The organism is Amycolatopsis sp. CB00013 (genome assembly GCF_001905755.1).
GTDB classification, from domain to species: Bacteria; Actinomycetota; Actinomycetes; order Mycobacteriales; family Pseudonocardiaceae; genus Amycolatopsis; species Amycolatopsis japonica.
Window position 1 is genome coordinate 188,161 of record NZ_LIWC01000007.1, and the last position, 24,201, is coordinate 212,361.

Annotated in this window: 24 protein-coding genes; 12 read left to right on the top strand and 12 right to left on the bottom strand. The window is 69.5% G+C overall.

Features of this window, described 5'->3' with window-relative positions; genetic code table 11:
- Positions 1-59 precede the first annotated feature (59 nt).
- The gene (locus AMK34_RS37735) at positions 60-566 is read left to right on the top strand and encodes a PaaI family thioesterase (RefSeq protein WP_016335907.1); all 507 of its coding nucleotides are present in this window, start codon (positions 60-62) and stop codon (positions 564-566) included.
- On the opposite strand, the gene AMK34_RS37740 is transcribed toward AMK34_RS37735, so the two are convergent.
- The 3 genes from AMK34_RS37740 to AMK34_RS37750 form a co-directional block, all read right to left on the bottom strand.
- The gene (locus tag AMK34_RS37740; protein WP_073848530.1) at positions 563-916 is read right to left on the bottom strand and encodes a nuclear transport factor 2 family protein; all 354 of its coding nucleotides are present in this window, start codon (positions 914-916) and stop codon (positions 563-565) included. The genes AMK34_RS37735 and AMK34_RS37740 overlap by 4 nt on opposite strands.
- 44 nt (positions 917-960) lie before the next feature.
- On the bottom strand, positions 961-2,163 hold the full coding sequence (locus AMK34_RS37745) for an ROK family transcriptional regulator (protein ID WP_037344942.1): 1,203 nt from the start codon (positions 2,161-2,163) through the stop codon (positions 961-963).
- A gap of 208 nt (positions 2,164-2,371) precedes the next feature.
- Positions 2,372-3,100, bottom strand: a complete 729-nt coding sequence (locus AMK34_RS37750; protein ID WP_073848531.1) for a zf-HC2 domain-containing protein — start codon at positions 3,098-3,100, stop codon at positions 2,372-2,374.
- 58 nt (positions 3,101-3,158) lie between these two features.
- Between AMK34_RS37750 and sigC the strand changes: the two genes are divergently transcribed.
- From sigC to AMK34_RS37770, 4 genes are all read left to right on the top strand, one after another.
- Positions 3,159-3,728 carry an RNA polymerase sigma factor SigC gene (gene sigC / locus AMK34_RS37755; protein WP_073848532.1) on the top strand — a complete coding sequence of 190 codons (570 nt, stop codon included), beginning with the start codon at positions 3,159-3,161 and terminating at the stop codon, positions 3,726-3,728.
- A gap of 180 nt (positions 3,729-3,908) precedes the next feature.
- A complete protein-coding gene (locus tag AMK34_RS37760; protein WP_073848533.1) occupies positions 3,909-6,161 on the top strand; it encodes a xanthine dehydrogenase family protein molybdopterin-binding subunit in 2,253 nt (750 codons plus the stop codon).
- Positions 6,162-6,187: 26 nt separating this feature from the next.
- Positions 6,188-6,643 carry a (2Fe-2S)-binding protein gene (locus AMK34_RS37765; RefSeq protein WP_073848534.1) on the top strand — a complete coding sequence of 152 codons (456 nt, stop codon included), beginning with the start codon at positions 6,188-6,190 and terminating at the stop codon, positions 6,641-6,643.
- Positions 6,644-6,784: 141 nt separating this feature from the next.
- A complete protein-coding gene (locus tag AMK34_RS37770) occupies positions 6,785-8,026 on the top strand; it encodes a PucR family transcriptional regulator (RefSeq protein WP_037344945.1) in 1,242 nt (413 codons plus the stop codon).
- On the opposite strand, the gene AMK34_RS37775 is transcribed toward AMK34_RS37770, so the two are convergent.
- The 4 genes from AMK34_RS37775 to AMK34_RS37790 are packed head-to-tail and all read right to left on the bottom strand — an operon-like array spanning position 8,023 to position 12,045.
- Positions 8,023-9,198 carry an MFS transporter gene (locus AMK34_RS37775; RefSeq protein ID WP_073848535.1) on the bottom strand — a complete coding sequence of 392 codons (1,176 nt, stop codon included), beginning with the start codon at positions 9,196-9,198 and terminating at the stop codon, positions 8,023-8,025. The two genes, AMK34_RS37770 and AMK34_RS37775, sit on opposite strands and share 4 nt — an antisense overlap.
- A gap of 53 nt (positions 9,199-9,251) precedes the next feature.
- Positions 9,252-10,010, bottom strand: coding sequence for a class I SAM-dependent methyltransferase (locus tag AMK34_RS37780; RefSeq protein ID WP_073848537.1), 759 nt, complete (start codon positions 10,008-10,010; stop codon positions 9,252-9,254).
- 44 nt (positions 10,011-10,054) lie between these two features.
- Positions 10,055-11,089: an L-glyceraldehyde 3-phosphate reductase gene (gene mgrA, locus AMK34_RS37785; protein ID WP_037344950.1), complete on the bottom strand. Its 1,035-nt coding sequence runs from the start codon at positions 11,087-11,089 to the stop codon at positions 10,055-10,057.
- Positions 11,086-12,045 (bottom strand): helix-turn-helix transcriptional regulator, encoded by a 960-nt coding sequence (locus AMK34_RS37790; RefSeq protein WP_241832949.1) that lies wholly within the window; start codon positions 12,043-12,045, stop codon positions 11,086-11,088. The genes mgrA and AMK34_RS37790 overlap by 4 nt, the downstream gene beginning before the upstream one ends.
- Positions 12,046-12,107: 62 nt before the next feature.
- On the opposite strand from AMK34_RS37790, the gene AMK34_RS37795 reads away from it, so the two are divergent.
- From AMK34_RS37795 to AMK34_RS37805, 3 genes are read left to right on the top strand one after another with little or no spacing between them, the layout of a single operon-like run.
- A complete protein-coding gene (locus tag AMK34_RS37795) occupies positions 12,108-13,553 on the top strand; it encodes an MFS transporter (RefSeq protein ID WP_073848538.1) in 1,446 nt (481 codons plus the stop codon).
- 21 nt (positions 13,554-13,574) lie between these two features.
- Positions 13,575-14,456: an AAA family ATPase gene (locus AMK34_RS37800; RefSeq protein ID WP_073848539.1), complete on the top strand. Its 882-nt coding sequence runs from the start codon at positions 13,575-13,577 to the stop codon at positions 14,454-14,456.
- The gene (locus AMK34_RS37805) at positions 14,453-15,805 is read left to right on the top strand and encodes a vWA domain-containing protein (RefSeq protein WP_038510526.1); all 1,353 of its coding nucleotides are present in this window, start codon (positions 14,453-14,455) and stop codon (positions 15,803-15,805) included. The genes AMK34_RS37800 and AMK34_RS37805 overlap by 4 nt, the downstream gene beginning before the upstream one ends.
- Here AMK34_RS37805 and AMK34_RS37810 read toward each other — a convergent pair.
- Positions 15,802-16,623 carry a lytic transglycosylase domain-containing protein gene (locus AMK34_RS37810; protein WP_228694909.1) on the bottom strand — a complete coding sequence of 274 codons (822 nt, stop codon included), beginning with the start codon at positions 16,621-16,623 and terminating at the stop codon, positions 15,802-15,804. The two genes, AMK34_RS37805 and AMK34_RS37810, sit on opposite strands and share 4 nt — an antisense overlap.
- Positions 16,624-16,897: 274 nt before the next feature.
- On the opposite strand from AMK34_RS37810, the gene AMK34_RS43655 reads away from it, so the two are divergent.
- Positions 16,898-18,322, top strand: a complete 1,425-nt coding sequence (locus AMK34_RS43655) for a cellulase family glycosylhydrolase (RefSeq protein ID WP_073848540.1) — start codon at positions 16,898-16,900, stop codon at positions 18,320-18,322.
- Between the two features lie 70 nt (positions 18,323-18,392).
- Here AMK34_RS43655 and add read toward each other — a convergent pair whose 3' ends face one another.
- The gene (gene add / locus AMK34_RS37820) at positions 18,393-19,367 is read right to left on the bottom strand and encodes an adenosine deaminase (protein WP_073848541.1); all 975 of its coding nucleotides are present in this window, start codon (positions 19,365-19,367) and stop codon (positions 18,393-18,395) included.
- Positions 19,368-19,509: 142 nt separating this feature from the next.
- On the opposite strand from add, the gene AMK34_RS37825 reads away from it, so the two are divergent.
- Positions 19,510-19,728 carry an antitoxin gene (locus tag AMK34_RS37825; protein ID WP_038510531.1) on the top strand — a complete coding sequence of 73 codons (219 nt, stop codon included), beginning with the start codon at positions 19,510-19,512 and terminating at the stop codon, positions 19,726-19,728.
- On the opposite strand, the gene recQ is transcribed toward AMK34_RS37825, so the two are convergent.
- Together recQ and AMK34_RS37835 are read right to left on the bottom strand one after the other, a co-directional pair.
- Positions 19,725-21,557, bottom strand: a complete 1,833-nt coding sequence (gene recQ, locus AMK34_RS37830; RefSeq protein WP_038510535.1) for a DNA helicase RecQ — start codon at positions 21,555-21,557, stop codon at positions 19,725-19,727. The genes AMK34_RS37825 and recQ overlap by 4 nt on opposite strands.
- A gap of 41 nt (positions 21,558-21,598) precedes the next feature.
- Positions 21,599-21,940: an ArsR/SmtB family transcription factor gene (locus tag AMK34_RS37835; RefSeq protein ID WP_037344963.1), complete on the bottom strand. Its 342-nt coding sequence runs from the start codon at positions 21,938-21,940 to the stop codon at positions 21,599-21,601.
- A 99-nt stretch (positions 21,941-22,039) separates the two neighbouring features.
- On the opposite strand from AMK34_RS37835, the gene AMK34_RS37840 reads away from it, so the two are divergent.
- Both AMK34_RS37840 and AMK34_RS37845 read left to right on the top strand, forming a co-directional pair.
- A complete protein-coding gene (locus tag AMK34_RS37840) occupies positions 22,040-22,552 on the top strand; it encodes a mycothiol transferase (protein ID WP_073848542.1) in 513 nt (170 codons plus the stop codon).
- 57 nt (positions 22,553-22,609) lie between these two features.
- Positions 22,610-23,164 (top strand): hypothetical protein, encoded by a 555-nt coding sequence (locus tag AMK34_RS37845; RefSeq protein WP_241832950.1) that lies wholly within the window; start codon positions 22,610-22,612, stop codon positions 23,162-23,164.
- Here the strand turns inward: AMK34_RS37845 and AMK34_RS37850 are convergent.
- Positions 23,161-24,030, bottom strand: coding sequence for a hypothetical protein (locus AMK34_RS37850; RefSeq protein ID WP_038510543.1), 870 nt, complete (start codon positions 24,028-24,030; stop codon positions 23,161-23,163). The two genes, AMK34_RS37845 and AMK34_RS37850, sit on opposite strands and share 4 nt — an antisense overlap.
- Positions 24,031-24,201: the final 171 nt, after the last annotated feature.

The following is a 24,201-nucleotide window of genomic DNA, read 5'->3' on the forward strand; positions in this document are numbered from 1 at the left end:
GTCCTTGACTAGGACGACCGTCTTAGGAAAGCCTAGGACGATCGTCTTAGGAGGCAGCCATGACCATCGACGTCACCGGACAGACCAGGCAGAAGACCGTGACCTGGCAGGATCCGCTGCCCACCGCCCGGCTCGGCCGGGAACTGTCCGGGCTCGACTACCTGACCGGTATCGCCGAGGGCCGGATCCCGCCCGCGCCGATCTCGGCGCATTTCGGCATGCGCTGGGTGAGCGTGGCCGAGGGTGACGTCGTGATCGCCGCGACGCCGGACGAGTCGCTCTACAACCCGATCGGCACCGTGCACGGCGGCGTCGCGGCGACCCTGCTGGATTCGGCGGTGGCGTGCGCGGTGCACTCGACCCTGCCCGCCGGTGTCGGCTACACCTCGGTGGAGCTGAAGGTGAACTACCTGCGCGCGATTTCCGGTTCGGTGGGCGAGATCCGCGCGCACGGCTGGATCGTGAAGGCCGGTTCGCGCGTCGCGTTCGCCGAGGGCGACATCCGCGACGGGCAGGGCAAGGTGCTCGCGACGGCGTCGAGCACCTGCCTGATCATCAAGCCCTAGAACATTTCGGCGCCAGGCGGTACCGGCTGCTTGACGTCCCAGTGCTCCACGATGAGCCCGTCCGCCACGCGGACGATGTCGACGACGGCGGCACCGGGTTCCTCGCCCGGCCGGACGACGTGCAGGTGGACGACGACGTGCTCGTTGTCGGCGATCACGCGTTTCACCGCGACGTCCGCGTCCGCCATCGGTGAATTCCGCATGGCTTCGACGAAAGCGTCACGGCCCGAGGGGAAACCCGGGCTGTGGGTGACGAAATCCGGGTGCACGTTCGCGCCCGCGGCGACGAAGTCCTTGTGCACGAACATGTTCTCGAAGCAGTCGAGGACGATCTTCTTGGCTCTGGTCATAGGAACAGCGTGCACCCGCTGTCGATTACCGCGGAGGTAATGCCTCAGGCCGCGCCCACCTTGCGTTCGAAGACCAGCCCCTCGGCGGCGCGCAACCCGACGCTGATCGCGCCGGTCAGCACGCCGTCGTCGCCCAGTTCGCCCTGGACGACCGAGGGGACCAGGGGGGTGAACGAGCGCAGGGCACGGTCGATCGGGTCGAGCAGCAGATCGGCCGCGGTGCCGATGCCGCCGCCGAGCACGATCAGTTCGGGGTCGATCACCGCCGCCACCGACGCCACGGTGTACGCGAGCCTGTCGGCCTCCGCCTCGACGGCGCGCAGGGCGAGTTCGTCCCCGTCGCGGGCGAGGCGGAAGACCTCGCGGGCCGATTTCGCCGTGCCGAGGCCGAGTTCCCGCGCGCCGCGCACGACGGACTGCGCCGCCGTCGCCTCTTCGAGGTGGCCGCGGACCGGCGGGGCGTCCTCGCCCTCGCTCGCCGCGTGCGACTGGCCGTAGGGCAGGTAGCCGATCTCGCCCGCCGCGCCCGTCGCGCCGCGGAAGACCTGGCCGTTGACCATCACGCCCATCCCGACGCCGGTGCCGATGGTGATGCAGCCGAACACGGACGCGCCGCGCGCGGCACCGCGTTCCCATTCGCCGACGGCGGTGAGGTTCGCGTCGTTCTCGACCATGAGGTCCGGGCCGAGGACGCCTTCGAGTTCGTCGAGCAGGCCCGCCTTGCCCCAGCCGGGCAGGTTCGGCGCGTGCCGGAAGCAGCGTTTGTCGGGGTCGGCGACGCCGGGGGAGCCGAGGACGCGCACGACGATGTCCGCCTGCGACAGTCCCGCTTCGCGCACCGTCGCCGCCGCGAGGGCGCCGACGGCGCTGACGAGCGCGGTGCCCGAACGCGAGGTGTTCCGCTCGTCACGGCGGGCGACCACGGTGTGGCCGAGATCCGAGACGGCGACGCGGAGGTGCTCGCGTCCGATGTCGACACCGAGGACGTAACCCGCCGTGGGATCCGCTTCGTAGAGGACGGCGGACCGGCCGGTGCCGGTCGAGGTGTGCCCGGTCGCCCTGGCGAGACCGGCCGCTTCGAGGGCCAGTAACGCTTGGCTCACCGTGGGTTTCGAAAGACCGGTGTCCTTGGCGACTTGGGGCCGCGTCGCCGGGCCGCTGCGGCGCAGGAGGTCCAGCACGGCGCGCTGATTGATCTTCCGCATCCCGGCGGGGGTGCCGACGGGTGGGTTTTCTGCGCCAACCACGAGCTTCGCCTCCTGTCGAACCAAGGTGTTCCACCAAAGTTATCCGCCTCCGGCCCGAAATGGGCAAGAAGGTTTACATTCGGTGGTCCCAGGCGACGATAAACGTGCCCGCGCCGCGAATCGCGCACGCCGCGCGCGAAAAACCGCGATTCACCCGGTATCCGGACGCGTGCTCCCAGTGACCGGTAATGGTCTAGACCAGATGGCGTCAGGCGACGTGGCGGCTCGCCGGCCGCCGGAATCCCCTGTGCTGCCGGGGTCGATCGGGGGCTTCGCCGGTCTCGTGGCCGGTTTCCGCGCTGTGGGAACCCGGATGGTCGGCCGTCGTCGCCGGGCTGGGGCGGTTGCGGAGCCGGTGCTGCCGGTTCACCACGTACAACAACAGCAGTCCGGCGACGACCAACCCGTGCGTGAGCACGCGTCCGGCGGTCACCTGACCGGTGACGAGGTCGCCCGCCGACAACGCCAGCAGAAGCGCGACGAAACCGGTCAGCGCGGGCAACTGCCCGGACGCCGCCTTCGTGCGGAAGGCCGCCCAGCCGAGCCCGACGCCGACGGCGAGGTTCCACGCGCTGCTTTCGTGGGAAAGGTGCCCGATCAGGGATTCCGTGCCGTGTCCCGCGGTGTGGTCTTCGACGCCCAGCAGCTGGGCGAAGGCGAGGCCGAGCTGCGCGATCGCGACCAGGGCGAGCGCGATCCTGGCCGGCCAGCCCTCACTCGGCGGGGCGGGGGTGCGTTCGAGGATGACGGCGGTGAGGTCCGGGACCGGGGGCGCCGGACGCAGCAGCAGCGTCCGGTGCAGCCGTTCGGCGCGCGAGAGCCACGACCGGCAGGCGGCGCAGCCGGCCACATGCCGGTCGACCACCTCGGGCGGGGCGGGTTCGGTTTCGCCGTCGAGCCGGGCCGACAGGGCCTCGCGGCAGGTCTCGCACTTCACGTCTCACTTGTCGGGCGCGGGCCTGCCCCGGTTCCCGGGACGCTGCTACGTTTCTCGTATGGCCGGGGCGCGCAACCACGACGACGAGCGGGTGACCGAGCTCGCTCTCGCCGCCGCCCGCGGCGACCGGCGGGCGCTCGAGGAGTGGGTGCGTGCCACCCAGGCCGACGTCTGGCGTTTCGTCGCGCACCTCGCCGACGTCGCCGCCGCCGACGATCTCACCCAGGAGACGTACCTCCGCGCGTTCGGCAGCCTGCGCCGGTTCGCCGGCCGGTCGTCCTCGCGGACCTGGCTCCTGTCGATCGCGCGCCGGGTGGTCGTCGACCGTATCCGGGCGGCTTCGGCGCGCCCGAAGCTCGCCGACGTCGACTGGGAGGCCACCGCCGAACGTCGCGGCGCCCGCCAGGCCGAGGGGGTCGCCGGGTTCGAAGACCTGGTGGAGCTGCGGATGCTGCTCGACGGGCTCGACCCGGAGCGGCGCGAGGTCCTCGTGCTCACCCAGGTGCTGGGCCTCTCCTACGCCGAGGCCGCCGAGATCTGCGGCTGCCCGGTCGGCACCGTGCGTTCGCGCGTCGCGCGCGCCCGCGAAGACCTGCTCGAAGCGGGCCGGGAGCGCGACTCCATCTGACGCCCGCCTGTGGCGCGTCACACATTTGAGCCCTTCCGCTGTCACCTCGTCACACAGATGGGGCGACACGACTACTCCGCGTTGACTAGGCCGAATGCCGATGCCTAGCGTGTCGCCATCCAACCCCAGGCCGCGCGAGGGTCCCCGCCTGCTCCGCGCGCTCTCGAAGGGATCTTCCCGATGGCCAGTCCCACCACCGCTGAGGGCCACGGCAGCGAGGCTCCGGACCCCGGAGGCCTCGGCCGCCGCCGGTTCCTGACCTTCCTCGTCGCCGCGCCCACCCTCACGATCGCCACGAAGATCGGCATCGACACCGTCGCGCCCGAAGAAGCCGAAGCCGTCATCCCCACCCCGCCGGGGCCGGCCGAGATCCTCGACCTCGGCGACGTGCTGATCCTGTCGAACGCCCCGACCGCGAACCTGCTGGTCCTCGAAGTCCGCGAAGACGGCCGGGTCCGGCTGGAACTGCCGCGGACCGAGGTCGGCCAGGGCATCACCACGGCGAACGCGATGCTGGTCGCCGAAGAAATGGACCTCCCGCTCGACCAGGTCGACGTCGTCCTCTCCGACGCCCGCTCGGAACTGCTGTTCAACCAGCTGACCGGCGGCTCCAACACGATGCGCTCGCTCTACACCCCGGTGCGCACCGCGGCGGCCGCCGCCCGCGCCCGCCTGGTCGCGACCGCCGCTCAGCAGTGGGGCGCGAAGGCAGACCGGCTGTCCACAAGGGACGGTGCGGTGATCGCCCCCGACGACCGCCGCGCGGACTACGGCGCATTGGCCAAGCCGGCCGCCCGCGCCGACCTCGGCAAACTCACCGCGACCCCGAAGGCGGAGTCCGCGCACAAGCTGATCGGCACGCCGCAATCGCGCAAGGACGCCCGCGCGATGGTCACCGGGCAGCTGAAGTACACCCTCGACCTGGACATCCCCGGCGCGAAGCCGGTGATGGTCCGCCGCCCGCCGACGATCAACGGCACGGTCGCGAAGGTCAACAACGAGGCCGCCGTGCGCGCGATGCCGGGCATCATCGACATCGCGGTCATCAAAACCGGTGTCGCGGTGATGGCCGAGACCTTCGGCCAGGCGCTGGACGGCAAGAACGCCCTCGACGTCAGCTGGAACGGCGGCACCGTCGACGGGGAGAACAACGCGACGATCAAGAAGAAGCTGCAGGCCGCGGCGCTCCCGTTCGTCGTTCCGCCGCTGCTGACCCAGTACGTCGACGGCGAGTTCGACTTCGCCTTCGCCAGCCACGCCCCGCTGGAGACCAACTCGGCGGTCGCCGACGTCCGCGAGGACGGCGCGACCATCTGGTCCGGGATGAAGGTGCCGATCCTCGCGAAGCAGAACATCGCGCAGGAACTCGGGCTGCCCGAGAACAAGGTCGTCGTGCACGTCCAGCAGGCGGGCGGATCGTTCGGACGGCGGCTGTTCTCCGACGGCGCCATCGAGGCCGCGCGCGCCTCCAAGGCGTTCAAACGGCCGGTGCGGCTGATGTGGAGCCGCATCGACGACATGCGCCACGGCCGTGCCCGCGCCGCGAGCCACCACAAGATCCGCGCCACCTTCGCCCTCGGCCAGGTGCTCACCTTCGAACACCGCGTCGCCAGCGTGGAGACCGACTGGAGCCACGGCCTCGGCGAGGTCCTGACCGCCTTCGCCGCCGAACTCCCGGTCGGCGGCAACCTGAGCTTCGCGCAGACGGTGTTCCTGCTGACGGTCAAGTCGCCGTACAACTTCGGCGTCACCACGCAGCTGCTCAACGAGGTTCCGGTGGACTTCCACACCGGTGCCTGGCGGTCGGTGTACTCGTCGAGCACGCGCGGCGCGGAAGAGATCATGGTCGACGAGATCGCCGCGAAGCTCGGCAAGGACCCGGTGGAGTTCCGGCGCGAGTTCATCAAGAACGACCGGCAGCGTGCCGTGCTGGACAAGGTCGCGGAACTCGGCGAGTGGGGCAAGAAGATGCCCAAGGGTTTCGCACAGGGTGTCGCCGTGCACGGCGAGTACAAGTCGTACACCGCGTGCCTCGTCGAAATGGACGCCCGCGACCCGAAGAAGCCGCGTGTCACCAAGGCGACCATCGCGGTCGACGTCGGCAAGCCGATCAACCCGCGCGGGATCGAGGCGCAGATGCTCGGCGGCCTGACCGACGGCATCTCCACCACGCTGACCGCGGGCCTGCACATCGACAAGGGGCTGCCGCTGGAGGGGAGCTACTCGCAGTTCCACTACGCGCGGCAGAAGAACTCGCCGATGGACGTCAAGGTGTTCGTCATGCCGGAGACGGGCGAGATCGGCGGTGCCGGGGAGCTCGGCGTGCCGGCGCCGGTCGGCGCGATCGGGAACGCCTACGCGCGGGCGACCGGGATCAAACCGCGCAGCTTCCCGATCAACTTCCCGATCGACTTCGACCCGTTCCCCCGCTGACTTTCCTTCCCCGCCAAGGAGTTCCGATGCCCAACTACACCTTCACGGTGAACGGGAAGACCGTCACCGTCGACGCGCCCGCGGATCTGCCCATGCTGTGGGCACTGCGGGACAAACTCGGCGTCCGCGGGCCGAAGTACGGCTGCGGGATCAACGTCTGCAAGGCCTGCACCAGCCACCTCGACGGCGAGGCGTTCAACCCGTGCGTGACGCCGGTGTCCGACTGCTCGGGCAAGGACGTCACCACGATCGAAGGCCTCGCCGACGGTGACGACCTGCACCCGGTGCAGGAGGCCTGGCTGGAGCAGGACGTCGCGCAGTGCGGCTACTGCCAGCCGGGGCAGATCATGGCCGCGGTGGCGCTGCTGAAGAAGACGAAGAACCCGACGGACGCCGAGATCGACGCGATCCAGAACGTCTGCCGGTGCGGCACCTACTTCCGGATCCGCGAAGCCATCAAGAGCGCGGCCGCGAAGATGTGAAAATCCCGCTGGTGCGGCGGGAATCCCGGTTTCCCGCCGCACCAGCGGAGTCTTTCCGCTTCGACAGGCCACCTCCGGACAAGTCGTGTTAGATGACGGCCCCAGGGACTCGACGAGGAGTCCCTGCCCCGGAGGACGTCCATGCACTACGAAACTGTGCTCCGCGAAGGCTCGGCCGTCATCGTCGCCGAACTGGCGGTCGAGGTCGAAAAACAGCTGCCCGGACTCATCGACGGCACCGTCGAGCAGATCCGCGCCGAAATGCCGGTGTACCGCGACGCGCAGTTCGTCACCCTCGCCGAACTGCGGACGTCGGTGCGGAACAACCTCGAGTTCGTCATGCGGACCCTGCGCGGCACGGAGGAGCCCGACCTCGCGCAGGCGCGGGCGACCGGGCGCGCACGGGCGCTGCAGGGCGCTCCGCTGCCGGAACTCCTGCGGGCCTACCGCATCGGGCTCACCGAAGTGTGGAACCGGTTCGTCGAACTGACCGCTTCGGGCGAGCATCAGGACCTCCGCGGCCTCGTCGCCGCGACGTCGGCGATCTGGGCGCTGATCGACGACTACGCCGAGGCGCTGACGACGACCTACCGCGACACCACCGCCGAAGTGATGCTGGCGCACCAAAGCAGGCGCTCGGCGTTGGTCGAGGCGCTGTTCGCCGGCGGCGCGGCCACCGAAGGCACACTGTGGGACATCGCGCGCGTCCTGGAACTCTCGCTCGACGGGACCTACGTGGTCGTCGCGGCGGAGACCCCGCGCGTCGGGCACGAACCGTTGCCGCAGATCGAAAACCGGCTGCGCGAACGGCATCACGCGTCCGCCTGGCGGCTCACCCCGGACCTGCAGGTCGGCGTGGTCTCGATGCGGGATCCGGCGGCGTCCCAGGTGATCATCGGGCTGCTGCGGGAGAACCAGACCGGCCGGATCGGCGTCAGCCCGGTGTTCACCGGTCTCGGGAACACCTCCCGCGCCCTGCACCTCGCGCGGGTCGCGCTCTCCAGCATGCTGCCGGGGACGACGGGAATGGTGCAGTTCAACGAATCCCCGCTCGCCGGCCTCGTCGCCAGCGCGCCGGAGGCGTCGGTCCAGCTCGCGCACCACGTGCTCCGGCCGATCCTCGACCTGCCCGGCGACGACCGGAACGTGCTGCTGCTGACGTTGCGGGCGTGGTTCGAATGCCAGGGCTCCACGAAACTGACGTCGGAGCGGATGTTCTGCCACCCCAACACGATCCGGCACCGCCTGAAGCGGATCTCCGAAGAGCTCGGCCGTTCGCTGACCGACCCGGCCGACATCGCCGAACTCGGCGCGGCCCTGCGCGCGCTCCACATGTTCCCGGACACTTCGCATCTGCCCTCGCCGCGGGACCCGCTGCGCTAGCGCGCCGGGCACACGGGGGAGCGGAGCCGCGCCATGGCGATCACGCCCAGTAGCGGCCCGACGGCCAGTACAGGGGCGGCCGCCCGCCAGCCGACGGCGTCCGCGAGCACCGGCAGGCCCTGGATGGTCAGCGCGCTGAGCAGGAAACCGATCGCGGTCTGCGCGGTGAGCGCGGTACCGACGTAACGGGCGTCCGCGGCCTCGCTCAACGCGGCGGAGAACTGGCCGGAGTCGGCGATCGCGGCGATACCCCAGACGAACAGCAGTGTGCCCAGCATCGCGGGGTGACCGCCGAAAACGAGGGCCGAGACCAGACAGCACGTCCCGCTGACGGCCAGCGCCGCGAGCGCGACGTCGATCCGCCCGAACCGGTCCGACAGCGCGCCGCCGAGCAGGCAGCCGATCGCCCCGCCGACGCCGATGACGGTGAACGCGAGCAGGCTCACCGTGCCCGGCGAGGTCTTCGACGCCGCGGCCGCGTAGGCCGGGATCCAGGTCCAGAACGCGTAAAGCTCCCACATGTGGCCGAAGTAACCGAACGCGATCAGCCGCTGACGCCGGTCGCGCGCCATGGTGAGCAGGTACCGCGGTTCCCACGGCGGCGAACGCCGGGCGGCTGGGCCGACGCGGACGAAGAGCACGGCCAGCACCGCCGCGCCGAGAGCGAGAAGGGACGCGACCACGAGTACCGTCCGCCACCCCGGGAGGTTCCCGGCCAGCAGATGGGGTGATGCCGAGCCGAGCGCGAGCGCGGCCAACAGAACACCGAGGGCGAGCCCGCGGCTGTTCGGAAACCACGAGACGACGATCTTCATCCCGACCGGGTAGACCCCCGCCAGTGCCATCCCGGTGCCGAATCGCAGCAGTACCGCGAGCCAGAACTGGTTTCCGCACAAGGGAAAGAGCAACGTCAGCAAGGCGCCCGTCGCGGCGCTCGCGGCCAGCAGACGCTCGGGCCGGAGCCGGTCCGCGAGATTGGCGACGGCCGACACCAGCGCGCCCGCCGCGAAGCCGACCTGCACCGAAGCGGTGAGCAGCACAGTGCCCTGAGTGGACAGTGCCCACTCGCCGCGCAAAGCGGGGACGACACTCGACGCGGAGAACCACAGGCCCATGGCGAGGATCTGGGCCGCGGAGGTGAGCGCCAGCTGGCGCGGTGCGGAGCTGGACACGCCCGCAGGTATCGCACCCGCGAGCGCGTCCACTCAAGACATCGAGTCGGTGATCACCCGAACGTGTGGCCGGGCTTGACGGCCTCCACGAGCACCCGCCGCGAGTGCGCGACGAACTTCCCGTCGGTCTCGATCATCCGGTGGAGTTCCGCGAGTTCGTCGCGGTACTTCCCGACCTCGAACCCCGGCACGATCCAGATCACCTTCCGGAGGAAGTGGACGATCGCGGCGAGGTCGAAGAACTCCATCCGCAGTTTCGCCGGTTCGAGCCGCTCCACCCGGAGTCCGACGGCTTCGGCCTCGACGCGCAGCACGTCGGGCGTCCAGTCGCCGTAGTCCTGCGGGCCGAGGAAGAACTCCTTCAGTTCCCGCACGGTGCCGGCGCCGATCTGCTGCGACAGGAACGTGCCGCCCGGACGCAGCACGCGGGCGATCTCCCGCCACGGATTCGCGATCGGATGACGGCTGCTCACCAGATCGAAGGACTCGTCGGGGAAGGGCAGCGGCGCGTCGTACTCGGCCTCGACCACCTGTCCGCCGAGGGGCGCGAGAGTCTTCCGCGCCACCTCGACGTTCGGCGCCCAGCCTTCGGTGGCGGCGAGGACCGGCGGCGGCTTCGGGATGCCCGCGAGCACCTCGCCGCCGCCGGTCTGCAGATCCAGCCCGGCGGCGGCCGCCGCCATCCGCTCGCCGAGCAACCGCGAATAGCCCCACGGCGGCCGTTCCTCGGTGGCCCGGCCTTCGAACCACGAGAAATCCCAGCCGTCGACCGGGACGGCTTCTCCTTCGGCGAGCTGATCTTCGAAAGTCATTCCCGCAGTCTCGGCTCCCCGGCCCGGTGGGGCAACGCGATTGGCTAGCCCGCGTCGGTCGAGCGCTTCCAGAGGTTGATGTCGGCCTCGGTGGCGTAGCGGTCGATCTCGGCCAGCTCCTCGTTCGTGAAGTGCAGGTTCTTCAGCGCGCCGACGTTGTCCTCCAGCTGGGCGACGCTGCTCGCGCCGATCAGCACGGACGTCATCCGCGGGTCGCGCAGGCCCCACGCGAGCGCGAGCTGCGCCAGCGTCTGACCGCGCCGCTGGGCGATCTCGTTCAGCGCCCGGATCTTGCCGAGGGTGCTCTCGGTGATCGTGTCCGGGTTGAGCGACTTCCCTTGTGCCGCACGGGAATTCTCGGGTACACCGTCGAGGTAGCGGCTGGTCAGCAGTCCCTGCGCCAGCGGCGAGAACGCGATGCAGCCCGCGCCTTCGGTTTCGAGCGTGTCGAGCAGCTTGTCGCCTTCGAGCCAGCGGTTGAACATCGAGTACGACGGCTGGTGGATCAGCAGCGGGGTGCCCAGTTCGCGCAGGAGCCGGGCGGCCTCGGCGGTCTTCTCCGACGAGTACGACGAGATGCCGACGTACAGCGCGCGTCCGGACCGGACGGCGGTGTCGAGCGCGCCGACCGTCTCTTCGAGCGGCGTCTCGGGGTCGAAGCGGTGTGAATAGAAGATGTCGACGTAGTCCAGGCCCATCCGGCCGAGCGATTGGTCCAAAGAGGACAGCAGGTATTTGCGCGAGCCCCATTCGCCGTACGGGCCGGGCCACATGTCGTAGCCCGCCTTGGTCGAGATGACCAGTTCGTCCCGGTACGGCTTGAAGTCCGACGCCAGCAGCCTGCCGAAGTTCTCCTCCGCCGAGCCGTAGGGCGGGCCGTAGTTGTTGGCGAGGTCGAAATGGGTGATGCCCAGGTCGAACGCGCGCCGCGCGATGTCCCGCTGCGTGCCCAGCGGCTTGTCGTTCCCGAAGTTGTGCCACAGGCCCAGCGAGATGGCGGGCAGCTTCAGGCCGCTGCGCCCGGTGCGGCGGTAGGGGATGCTCTCGTATCGGCCCTCGGCCGCGACATAGGTGCTCACGGCCCGATGCTAGCCGTCTTGAAGAGGGCGGCGACGGACGCGAGGTGGTCTTTGAACGCCGAGGGGCTCTCGACCTCGAAAGGCGCGCCGATGGCGGCGAGGATCAGCACGGGCCAGTCGAAGGTGTCGACGTTCATCGTCAGACGGCAGGACGTCCCGTCGATCGCTTCGAGCGCGCCGCCGAGGTACCGCACCGCCGCTTCGACCCGGTCCTTCGGCGCTTCGACCCGGACCACCAACGTATGCGTGGTCGGCCTGGCCTTGATCTGGGCCTCGACGAACTTGACCGCGTCGCCGCCCGGGATCTCGCGTGGCCGGTAGCGGGCGCCGGTGGTGCGCGGCTCGCTGAGCCTGTCGACGCGGAAGGTGCGCCAGTCCACCCGGTCGAGGTCCCACGCCACCAGATACCAGCGCCGTCCGAGTGAGACGAGCCGGTGCGGCTCGACCAGCCGCGCGGACTCCTCGCCGCCGCGTGCCGCGTAGTCGAACTTCAGCCGCTCGTCGTCCCGGCACGCCTGCGCGATCACCGTCAGGCTGGCGGCGTTGACGCGAGGGCCCGTGACGGCCGCCGGAGTCGTGTACGCCTGGAGCGCGTCGACCCGTCTGCGCAGCCGCGGCGGCATCACCTGGACGACCTTCGTCAGCGCCCGGACCGACGTCTCCTCGATGCCCTCCACCGAACCGCTCGCCGCCGTCCGGAGGCCGACCGCGATCGCCACGGCCTCCTCGTCGTCCAGCAGCAGCGGCGGCATGACCGTGCCCGACCGAAGCTGGTAGCCGCCCGCGACGCCGCGGCTCGCGTTGACCGGATAGCCCAGCTCGCGGAGCCGTTCGACGTCGCGCCGCAGCGTCCGTTCGCTCACTTCGAGCCTGTCGCTCAGCTCGATCCCCGACCAGAAGCGGTGTGTCTGCAGAAGGGAGAGCAACCGCAGCATCCGCGCACTCGTGTTCGCCATGAATCCAGGTTCGCTCGCATTCCGGTCAGAAAGTGGCCGGAATTGACTTTAGCGTTGTTCCCATGACGATGACACTGGACACCCCGAGCGGTGTGACCTCGGAAAACACGCCCTCGGCGAAGCCGTACCGCTGGCGCTGGCCCGCGCTGTTCGTGATCCTGACCGGCTCGGTGATGGAACTGCTCGACATGACGGTCACGAGCATCGCCGGACCGGTCATGCGGGCGTCGCTCGGCGGCGGCACGGCGATGATCCAGTGGCTCGGCGTGGCCTACACCCTCGCGATGGTGTCCGGTCTGCTCACCGGCGGACGGCTCGGCGACATCTTCGGCCGCAAGCGCATGTTCCTGATCGGCGCGATCGGTTTCGTCGCCGGCTCGCTGTTCTGCGCGGTCGCGGTGAACCCCGAGATGATCATCACCGCACGGGTGGTGCAGGGTCTCTTCGGCGCCGCGATGGTGCCGCAGGGCCTCGGCATGATGAAGGAGATGTTCGCGGGCAAGGAACTCCAGTCCGCGTTCGGCATGTTCGGCCCGGTGATGGGGCTCGCCGCGGTCGGCGGCCCGATCCTCGCCGGCTGGCTGGTCGACGCGGATCTCTTCGGCACCGGCTGGCGGATGATCTTCCTGATCAACCTCCCGATCGGCGCGCTGGCGGTACTCGCCGCGATCAAGTTCCTTCCCGAGTCCCGTCCCGGCGGTTCGCTCACCCTCGACATCCCCGGTGCGCTGCTCGCGACGACCGGCGCGCTGCTGATCGTCTTCCCGCTGGTGCAGGGGCGTGAGTACGGCTGGCCGTTGTGGACGTTCGCGATGATGGCCGCCGCGGTCGTGGTGTTCGGCGTGTTCGCGTGGTTCGAGAAGCGCAAGAGCCGCCGCGGCGGCGACCCGCTGGTCGAGCCGAGCCTGTTCCGCAAGCGCAGCTTCCTCGCCGGGATGGCGACCGGCACGATCTACTTCGCGGCGTTCTCCGGTTTCGGTCTGGTGTTCACGCTGTACCTGCAGCTCGGGCTCGGTTTCTCGCCGCTCAAGGCCGGGCTGACCGGAGTGCCGATGTCGCTGGGGATGATCGTCGGGATGGGCCTCGTGCAGGCGGTGCGCAAGCACGGCCGCAAGGTGCTGCACACCGGTGCGTTGATCATGACCGTCGGAGTGATCGCCCTGCTGCTGCTCCTCGGCCCGGAGACGGGTCCGTGGCAGATCGCGCCGGCGTTGCTGGTGGTCGGGATCGGCTCCGGGCTGATCATGGGGCCGTACTTCGAGATCGCCCTGTCCGGAGTGGAACCGGCCGAGGCCGGATCGGCGTCGGGCGCGCTGACCTCGCTCCAGCAGGTCGGCGGCGCGCTGGGGCTCGCGTTGCTGGGCACGGTGTTCTTCGACGCGGGGACCGCCGACCCGACCGCCGCCGCCCAGCGGACGTTCTGGGTGGTCGCGGTGATGGTGATGCTCACCTTCGCGGTCGGGTTCCTGCTGCCGAAGCGGATCCGCGACGTAGAGTCGGCCGGGTAGGCGATCGAGCTGGGAGGCCGCGTGGCTGGGACCGGGTACTTCACATCCGTCGAAGACGTGACGGCGAAGCTCGCCGACACCCGCTACCTGGCCTCCGCGGCCGTCGCCACCACGGTGTTCCTCGCGGACGCCCTCGGCAAGCCGTTGCTGATCGAGGGCCCCGCGGGGGTCGGCAAAACCGAGCTGGCGAAGGCGGTCGCGCAGGCGAGTGGCTCCCGGCTCGTGCGGCTGCAGTGCTACGAAGGCGTCGACGAGTCCCGCGCGCTGTACGAGTGGAACCACGCGAAGCAGCTTCTCCGGATCACCGCCGGCAAGGACGAGACGTGGGACGAAGCCCGCAACGACATCTTCGGTGAAGAGTTCCTGCTGGCCAGGCCGCTGCTGACGGCGATCAAAGGCGACGAGCCGACCGTCCTGCTCATCGACGAGACCGACAAGGCCGACGTCGAGATCGAGGGACTGCTGCTGGAGGTGCTCGGCGACTTCCAGATCACCGTCCCGGAACTCGGCACCATCACCGCCGGGCGCAAACCGTTCGTGGTGCTGACCTCCAACGCGACGCGGGAGCTTTCCGAAGCGCTGCGGCGCCGGTGCCTGTTCCTGCACATCGACTTCCCCGACGCGGCGCTGGAGCAGCGCATCGTGCGGCTCAAGGTGCCGGGCGTCGACGACGCGCTCGCCGCGTCCGTGGTCAAGGTGATCACCGCGTTGCGGGCGATGGAGCTGCGGAAGGCGCCGTCGGTCGCCGAGACCATCGACTGGGCGCGGACCCTGCTGGCGCTCGGCGCGGACAGCCTCGGCGAGGACGTCGTCCGCGCGAGCCTCGGCGTCATCCTCAAACACCAGGACGACGTCGTGAAGGCGGACGCGCGGCTGGAACTCGGCAAGGTCCTCGACTCGTGAGCGGTGTGCCGGGCAGGCTCGTCGAATTCGTGGAAGCGTTGCGGGAACACGGAATCCCGGCGGGACCCAGCGAGACGGTCGACGCCGCCGCGGCACTGGAAGTGCTGGGCCTCGACTCCCGCGAGCAGATGCGGGAAGGGCTCGCGGCGGCGCTCGTCCGGCGCGGCGGCCAGCGCGCGGTGTTCGACGCGACCTTCGACATCTACTTCCCGCTCGGCGTCGGCGCGCCGTCGCAGGACCCCGTCGACGATCTGGCGGCGCTGCGCGACCGGCTCGCCACGGCGCTCGCGGCGAACGACCAGCCGGAACTGACGCAGCTGGCCGGGCTCGCCGTCGACATGCTGGGGGAGTACGGCGGCACGGCGGGCAGCGGCGGCTGGTCGGCGCATCAGACGCTCGAACGGCTTCAGCCGCAGACCCTCGTGGTCCGCGTGCTCGAAGCGATCCGCGCCGGTTCGCCGCCAGAGGATTTCACCGACCGGCTGGACCGCGACGACGTCCGGCGCCGCGTCGAGGGTTTCCGCGGTCTCGTGCGGACCGAGGCACGGCGGCGCGTGGCGGAAGTCCGTGGCAGGGAACGGGTTTCGCGGCATGCCGTGCCACCCGCCGCCGACCGCGTCGACTTCCTGCTCGCCAGCCGGGCGCAACTCGCCGAACTCCGCCGGGTCGTGCAGCCGTTGTCACGCAAGCTCGCCACCCGGCTGGCCGCGCGGCGACGGCGGCACGCGCGCGGGCACATCGACCTGCGGCGGACACTGCGGCGCTCGCTGTCCACCGGCGGCGTCCCGATGCGGCCGTCGTACCGGCGGCACCGGCCGGGAAGGCCGGAAATCGTGCTGCTGTGCGACATGTCGGGCTCGGTGGCCGGTTTCGCGAACTTCACCATGCTGCTGGTGCAGGCCCTGCGTGACCAGTTCAGCAAGGTGCGGGTGTTCGCGTTCATCGACGCCTGCGACGAGATCACCCACCTCGTCGACACCGGCGCCGCCGATCCCGAAGACCTCGGTGCGCGCATCCTCGCCGACGCGGAACTGACCCGGTGGGACGGGCACAGCGATTACGGGCACGCGCTCGGCGAGTTCGTCGAGCGCTACTCGGACGCGGTGGGCCCCAGGACGTCCATGCTCATCCTCGGTGACGCGAGGACCAACGGCGGCGACCCGAACCTCGACGCGGTCCGCGGGATCGCTTCCGCGGCAAGGCATACGTACTGGCTCAACCCGGAGCGGACCGCGCTGTGGTCCACCGGCGACTCCGAGGCGCACGCGTACGCGGAGGTCGTCGAGATGTACGAATGCCGGAACGTGCACCAGCTGACCCGGCTGGTCACGCGGCTGTTGCCCGCCTAGGGCTTCAGCGCGGCTTTCCCATAGGCGTCGGCGTTGCTGAACACTTCCTGCCCGTACTGGGTGGAGTTGTTGTAGGTCAGCACCGCGGTCCACCAGCCGGAGGGATCGCCGAGGTCGCCGCCCCGCGCGCACATGTACCGCGCGGTCGTCAGCGCCGCGTCGTCGATGTTCTGCGGGTCCGGCGCGGCGCCGTCACCGCTCGCGCGGACGCCGTACCGCTTCCAGGTGGCGGGCAGGAACTGCATCGGACCGACCGCACGGTCCCATTTCGGGTCGCCGTCGAGCGCGCCCTTGTCGGTGTCGACGACCGCCAGCACGCCGGGGGAGCCGTCGAGCGGGATGCCGATGATCGGCGGCGTCACGATGCCGTCCTCACCGGCGCGGGAACCGTCGTGCCGGGCGTGCTGGGACTCGGTGCGCCCGATCCCGGCGATGGTCGCCCAGGTGATCTCGCAACGCGGAGTGGTCTTCGCGGTCTTCTCGGCAGCGTTCACGTACGCCCGCAGCGTGCGCGAAGGGATGTCCGTGTTCTCCGACACCTTCGCGATCCAGGCGTCCTTCGCGGGCTCCGCGGGCAGCGGTCCGGCGTCACCGGGGATCGCCGAACGTGGGGCGGGCTTGAGCGAGGGGACCACGAATTCCGGCTTGACCGGCACCGGCTCACGGTCGTTGAGGCTGATCACGACCCAGACGGCACCGGCGACCAAGGCGCCCACGACCAGCAGAACGAGCATCACGCAGCCACGCGGGCCGCGTTTCGGGGGCGGCTGCTGCCACTGATCCATCAGGTCCAGGGTCGAAGGGGACGAAGCGGTCACCGGTTCCACGGTACGTGACGAATGTGGAGAACTTGTGTGGCCCGCCGTCCGGGTGATGCGGGCCACGACCCGCGTTTCGTCCTCTGAATGCGGTCCTTGCGCGTGCAACTACCGCAAGTAGAGGACCGACTGCGGGGCGCGATCGCCCCCTTTGCCCTGTTGACAGCGCTTCATCCCGATGGTGAGACTAGTCCGCGTTAGGAAGGTTTCTTAACAAGGGCTCGCCGCGCCCCTGCTCCACGGAACGCAACGATGCTTCTGAAGGAGGCACAAAGTGGTACGCCCAAGATGGCGGGCGGCGCTGGTCACGGTGCTCGCGGCCGCCTCGGTCCCGATCTCCGCCCAGGCCGCTTCCGCGGCTCCCGTCCAGTACGAATCCGAGGACGCGACGATCTCGCGCGGCGTGGTCGAAGCCAATCACACCGGCTTCACCGGATCCGGCTTCGTCAACTACGACAACGTCACCGGTAGCTACGTCGAGTACACCGTCAACGCGGCGCAGGCGGGGCAGCACACGCTGACCTTTCGCTACGCCAACGGCACCACCGCCAACCGCCCGCTCGACGTCACCGTCAACGGGGCCCTCGCCGTCGACGACCTCGGGTTCGCCGGCACCGGCGCGTGGACGACCTGGCGCACCGTCACTACCACCGTGAACCTCGCCGCGGGCAGCAACAAGATCCGCACCACCGCCGTCACGGCGAACGGCGGCCCCAACGCGGACTCGCTGTCGGTCGAAGGCGGTGGCGGTTCGAACACCGGGACGCCGGTGTCCATCAACGGAAAGCTCCACGTTTGCGGCGTCAAACTCTGCAACCAGTACGGCAAGCCCATCCAGCTGCGGGGCATGAGCACGCACGGGATCCAGTGGTACAGCCAGTGTGTGAAGACCGCTTCGCTGGACGCGCTGGCCAACGACTGGAAGGCCGACATCCTGCGGGTCGCCATGTACATCCAGGACGACGGTTACGAGAGCAACCCGCGCAAGTTCACCGACATGGTGCACAACTACATCGAAGAGGCGACGAAACGCGGGATGTACGTCCTCGTCGACTGGCACCAGCTCGACCCCGGTGACCCGAACGAGAACACCGACCTCGCCAAGACCTTCTTCGCCGAGATCGCCCAGCGGCACAAGGACAAGGTCAACATCATCTACGACGTCGCGAACGAGCCCAACGGCGTCAGCTGGGCGGACGTGAAGCGATACGCCGAGGAGGTCATCCCGGTGATCCGCGCCCAGGACCCGGACAGCGTCGTCTTCCTCGGTACGCACGGTTGGTCGACCTTCGGCATCTCCGACGGCCGCGACGAGAACGACATCCTGGACAACCCGGTGAACGCGACCAACATCATGTACACGTTCCACTTCTACGCGGCGTCGCACCAGGACGAGCATTACGACGCGCTGGCGCGGACCGCCGACAAGATCCCGGTGTTCGTCACGGAATTCGGCACCCAGACCTACACGGGTGACGGCGGGAACGACTTCACGTACTCGCAGAAGTACCTGGATCTGCTGGCCGCCAAGAAGATCGGCTGGACGAACTGGAACTTCTCCGACGACTTCCGCTCCGGTGCCGTGTTCAAGACCGGAACCTGCGCCGGGAACTCCTTCACCGGCACTTCGATGCTGAAGCCCGCCGGTGTCTGGGTGCGGGACCGCATCCGCACGCCGGACGACTTCCCCACCGGCTGATCCCCTCGCGTTTCGTCCTCTGAATGCGGTACTTGCACGCGCAAGTACCGCATCCAGAGGACTAATTGCGTTACGTGAGCCAGGCGTCGATCTCCGCGTGGAGGGAGCGCTTGAGCTCGGCGGGCGCGAAGGACGCGTCGACGGAAGCGCGGGCGAGCCCGGCGAGCGCGTGATCGTGGTAGGCGAACGCCTCCCGGGTGCGCAGGAACTCGTCGGTCAGTGTCGTTCCGGTGATCGACGGGACGTCGGTGCTGAGGGTGACCACGAGCCCGGCGTCGACCAGCCGGGGGAGCGGGTGCTCCTCGAACGACGGCACGAGCCCGAGCGTCACGTTCGACGAGGGGCAGACCTCCAGCGCGATTCCGCGTTCCCGCACTTCGGCGACCAGCGCGAGATCCTCCAGGATCCGGATGCCGTGGCCGATCCGTTCGCTGTGCCCGACTTCCAGCGCCTCGCGGATGCTGGCCGGGCCGGCGTCCTCCCCGGCGTGGTGGATCAGGTGCAACCCGGCCTCCTCGGCCTCGTCGCAGATCCCGCCGAACGGCGCGAGCGGGTACTTCTCCTCGCCGGCGAGCCCGATCGCGAACACCCCGTCCGGGGCGTACCGGCGGGCGAGATCGAGGGTGAGCCGGGCACGTTCGACCGGACGGCGGCGCGAATGGTCCAGGATCACCCGCCAGTGGAGCCCGTGTTCGGCGGCGCCCGCCGACAGTCCTTTGAGGACGGACTCCAGCGGCATGTCCGGCTCGCCCAGCCGTTCGCCGTGCGAAGCCGCCGTGAAGGTGACTTCGGCGTAGCGGACGCCGTCCGCGACCTGGTCCTCGCAGAACTCGCGGGCCACCCGTTCGAAGTCCTCCGGTCTCCGCAGGCAGGACCGGATCAGCCCGTTGTAGTCACCGAACGCGCGGAATCCGTCGAACACGGGTTGTTCCACGGGGACGGCGATGCCGTTCGCCTCGCCGATGTCACGGAGCGTGTCCGGCCGGATGGTGCTTTCGAGGTGGACGTGCAGATGGGCCTTGGGCAGCAGCGAAAGATCCCGCATGAGCACGAATTTAGTGGCCGTGACCCTCGGCGCGCGCCCCGTTTTCCGGCGGAATGAGTGATTCGGCACGCCGCGGGGAACCCAGGAGCCATCACCGGTCGTTGAGCAGGACAACCAGACGACCCCGACGAAAGGGACCACCGTGGCTCTACTGCGGAAGTTGACCGCCCTGGCCGGCACCGCCACGGCCGTGCGCGCCTACGTGCGGAAGAACCCCGAGAAGGTCTCCAAGGCCGTGAACAAGGCCGCGACCTTCGTCGACCACAAGACCAAGGGCAAGTACCACAGCCAGATCGACGGCGCGGTGCGCAAGGTCGACGGGATGACCGGACGCCCGCCGCACCGCCCCTACGAGCACTAGGCGTCCGCGAGCGTCTCGAGGATCTGCTCGCCGTACTTCGCGAGCTTGTTCTCGCCGACGCCGCTGACCGTGCCCAGCTCCTGCAGCGTGGCCGGCCGTTTGGTGGCGATCTGGCGCAGGGTCGCGTCGTGGAAGATCACGTACGCGGGCACTCCCTGTTCCTTCGCCGCCGCGGCCCGCCACGACCGCAGCAGTTCGAACACCGGCGCCGCCTCGGCGGGCATGTCGGCGGCCGCGGCCTTCTTCGCGCTCGACCGGGCCGCGGCCTTCGCCGCCCGCTCCGGCTCGCGCCGCAGCTGGACCTTTCTCGTCCCGTTCAGCACCTCGGCGCTGCCCTCGGTCAGCACCAGCGAGCCGTAGTCGCCCTCGACCGCCGCGAGCCCCTGCGCCAGGAGCTGCCGCACGACGGCCCGCCACTCCGGCTCCTTCAGCTCCGTGCCGATGCCGAAGACCTTCAACGAGTCGTGCCGGTGCTGGGTCACCTTCGGGGTCGTTTTGCCGAGCAGGATGTCGATGATCTGCCCGGCGCCGAACTTCTGCCGCCGCTCGTTCTGCAGCCGGACGATGGTCGAGAGGAGCTTCTGCGCCGGGATGGTGCCGTCCCAGGTCTCCGGCGGCGCCAGGCAGGTGTCGCAGTTGCCGCAGGGCTCGCTCCGTTGCCCGAAGTAGCTCAGCACCTGCACACGGCGGCATTCGACCGTCTCGCACAGCGCCAGCATCGCGTTGAGGTGCGCGCTCAGCTGCCGTTTGTGCGCGTCGGATCCCTCCGAGGTGTCGATCATCTTGCGCTGCTGGACGACGTCCTGGAGGCCGTACGCCAGCCACGCCGTCGACGGCAGCCCGTCGCGGCCCGCGCGGCCGGTCTCCTGGTAGTAGCCCTCGACGGACTTCGGCAGGTCCAGATGCGCGACGAACCGGACGTCCGGCTTGTCGATGCCCATGCCGAAGGCGATCGTCGCGACGACGATCAGCCCGTCCTCGCGCAGGAACCGCGACTGATGCTTCGCGCGGGTGCGCGCGTCGAGGCCGGCGTGATAGGGCACCGCCGGGATCCCGTTCTCCACCAGGAAGTCCGCGGTCTTCTCGACCGAGTTCCGCGACAGGCAGTAGACGATCCCCGCGTCGCCCTTGTGCTCGGTGCGCAGCAACTCCAGCAGCTGCCGCTGCGGCGAGTTCTTGCCGACGATGCGGTACTGGATGTTCGGCCGGTCGAAGCTCGCGACGAAATGCCGCGCGTCCTCCAGGTTGAGCCGGGAAGCGATCTCGGCGTGCGTCGCCTTCGTGGCGGTGGCGGTGAGCGCGATCCGCGGCACGTCCGGCCAGCGCTCGTGCACCGCGGACAGCATCAGGTAGTCGGGACGGAAGTCGTGACCCCACTGGGAGACGCAGTGCGCCTCGTCGATCGCGAACAGCGAGATCTTGCCGCGGTCGAGCAGCCGCACCGTCGATTCGACCGAAAGCCGCTCGGGCGCCAGGTACAGCAGGTCCAGCTCGCCGGAGAGGAACGCGGCCTCGACCCGGTTGCGCTCGGCGTAATCCTGCGTCGAGTTCAGGAAACCGGCACGCACGCCGAGGTTGCGCAGCGCGTCGACCTGGTCCTGCATCAACGCGATCAGCGGCGAGATCACCACGCCGACACCCGGCCGGACCAGCGCGGGGATCTGGTAGCACAGCGACTTCCCGCCACCGGTGGGCATGAGGACGAGCGCGTCACCGCCTGCGATGACGTGTTCGACGATGGCGTGCTGGTCGCCGCGGAAGTCGTCGTAGCCGAAGACGCGGTTCAGCGTTTCAAGGGCTTCCGAGGTACCGATGTCGGGGGCTGCCACCCGGACGATTCTAGGGGCGGGGTCCGACAGTCCCCGCGCGCCTAGTCTTCGGCCGCCTTGCGGCGTTCCCGGCGGCCTCGGGCGATCTCGGTGGCGAGCGCGTCGAGCGGCCCGGCCCAGAATCGCCGGTACTGCTCCAGCCAGCCGTCGATCTCCTTGAGCGGGCCCGGATCGACCGAGTACAGCCGCCGCGCGCCCTCGGCACGGACCGTGGTGAAGCCGTTTTCGCGCAGGACGCGCAGATGCTGGGAGACCGCGGGCTGCGAGATCCCGAACTCGGCGCGGACCACGGTGGTCACGTCGCCGGAACTCTGTTCCCCGCCCGCCAGCAGTTCCAGGATCCGGCGGCGTACCGGATCACCGAGGACGTCGAACGCGTGCATCCAGCAACTATCACGGCCTGGGCTTATATAAGTCAAGGTTGTAAGGCCGGGGTCACCTCGCGGTGGCATCGTGGGCCGGAGACGCAGGAAGGGGAATCGATGAAACTGGCCGAAGTGGTGGCCGACGGGTTCGGCCGCGTCCAGGAAGTAGTGCACGCCGCCGTCGAGGGCCTGAGCGCCGATCAGCTGATCGCGAGCCCGGCACCGGGCGCGAACACGATCGCGTGGCTGGTCTGGCATCTGGCCCGGGTGCAGGACGACCACGTCGCCGATCTGATGGGCACCGAGCAGCTCTGGACCGCGCAGGACTGGGTCGGCCGCTTCGGGCTGCCCTTCCCGGCGTCGGACATCGGGTACGGGCATCGCCCCGAGGACGTCGAGGCGGTCCGTGTCGGCTCCGCCGACCTGCTGACCGGGTACTACGACGCGGTGCACGAGGCGACGGCGGCCTGGGTCGCCGGACTCGGTGAGGCCGATCTCGACCGTATCGTCGACGAGGCGTGGGATCCGCCCGTCACCCTCGGGGTTCGCCTGGTCAGCGTGCTGTCCGACGATCTCCAGCACGCCGGGCAGGCGGCGTACGTCAGGGGGCTCGTACTCCGCGATACGTAGGCGAGGTGCCGCTCCACGACGGACGACGAGAGCCTCGCCCGCGGAAACACTGGTCGCATGAGTACTTCCACAGTGCGGCGACCGCTCACCCCGCGGTGGCGGAAACTCGTCCTCGTCGTCCATGTCGTTTCGTCACTCGGCTGGCTCGGGATCACCATGGTGAACGCGGTCCTGACCTTCACCTCCGTGTTCACCGACGACGCGCGGCGCCAGCACGCCGCCATCCTGATGATGGAGCAGATCGGCGGCTACCTGCTGCTGCCGGTCAGCCTGACCGCACTGGTCAGCGGGATCGTGCTCAGCGTCGGCACGAAATGGGGACTGATCCGGTACAAGTGGGTCGCGATCAAACTCGTGCTGACCCTGATCGCCGCCGGGCTGACGTTGTTCTCGCTGCTGCCGGGGATCAGGGAGCTGGTGGTCGCGGCCGAGTCCACTATGGACGGTGTGTTCGTGGAAGCGGGCCGTCGCGTGGACGGGTTCTATCCGATCATCGTGTCCACGACGATGTACGTGACCATGACGGTGCTGTCGGTCTACAAGCCGGGCGGCAAGACGCCGTACGGACGCCGTGTGACCGCGACGCGCGTTCGTGACCGGCAGCCTGCTTAGAACTGTTCGAGGGCTTCGTCGATTCGTGCCGCCTCGGCGCGTAGATCGTCCAAGACGGTCTGCGCGGACGCGGTCTCGCCGTTCGCCGTCTCTTCCTCGAGTTCGGCGTCGGCGAGGCGCCGCCGGAGGTCGTTCGTCTTCTCCGTGACCTTCTCGGCCCGGCGTTCGGCGCGGGAAAGATCGATCTCGGCCTGCTTGCAGGCCTTCGCGAGATCGGCCGCCTCGCGCCGGAGCCGGTTGAACTCCGCCACCCGCTTCTGTTCGCGTTCGGCCTCTTCGCGGGCCTTGTCGATCCGCTCCTGTTCGGCCTTTTCGGCGGCCGCGCGTTTGGCCTTCCGCCGATCGTCCAAATGCGACACGGTGGCCGGCTTTTCGCGCTCAGGCGCGGGTTTCCGCTTCGGCTGCGGGGTGAAGCCACTGGTCAGCCATTGGTCGCCGGTGCTGTCCGCGCCGCTGCTCAGCCGTCCGGCGAGGGCGAGCGCCGCCACCTCGGGATCGGCCACGACGGCTTCGAGGGTGGCTTCGACGTCGCGGCTGACGGACTCGCTCATCGAACGTTCGTCCCGCAGGATCCGGTTCACCAGCTCCTGGCGCCGCTTGGCGAGTTTGCGCAGGTCTTCACCGGCCAGCGCCGAATGCGCCTTGCGGAGCTCGTCGCCCAGCTTGGCCAGCTCCGCCAGCTCGGGGGAGCCGGCACGGCGATTGAGGATCGTGGCGGCGAGCGTCGGTTTCCGCAGGGCGCGGATACGCTCGGCCAAGGCCGCGTCACCCGCCGCCTTGGCTTCTTTCGCCCGTTGGTTGCGCACCGCGACGAACTCGGCCGGATCGCCGGCGTAGAGCTCGTCCGCGACCTCGTCGAAGTCCATCGCCCTCCGCAGGTTCAGTGGCCGTACACGTCCGCCGATGATCCCACGAGACTCCGCGGCTTTCACCTTTTCGGAGTTACCCGGAGCCGGTCGGAGCAAGGGTGGATCGGCACTTTGGAGGTGGCGCGACCCGGACATCGCAACAACGATGAGCAGCGGGGGAAATCATCA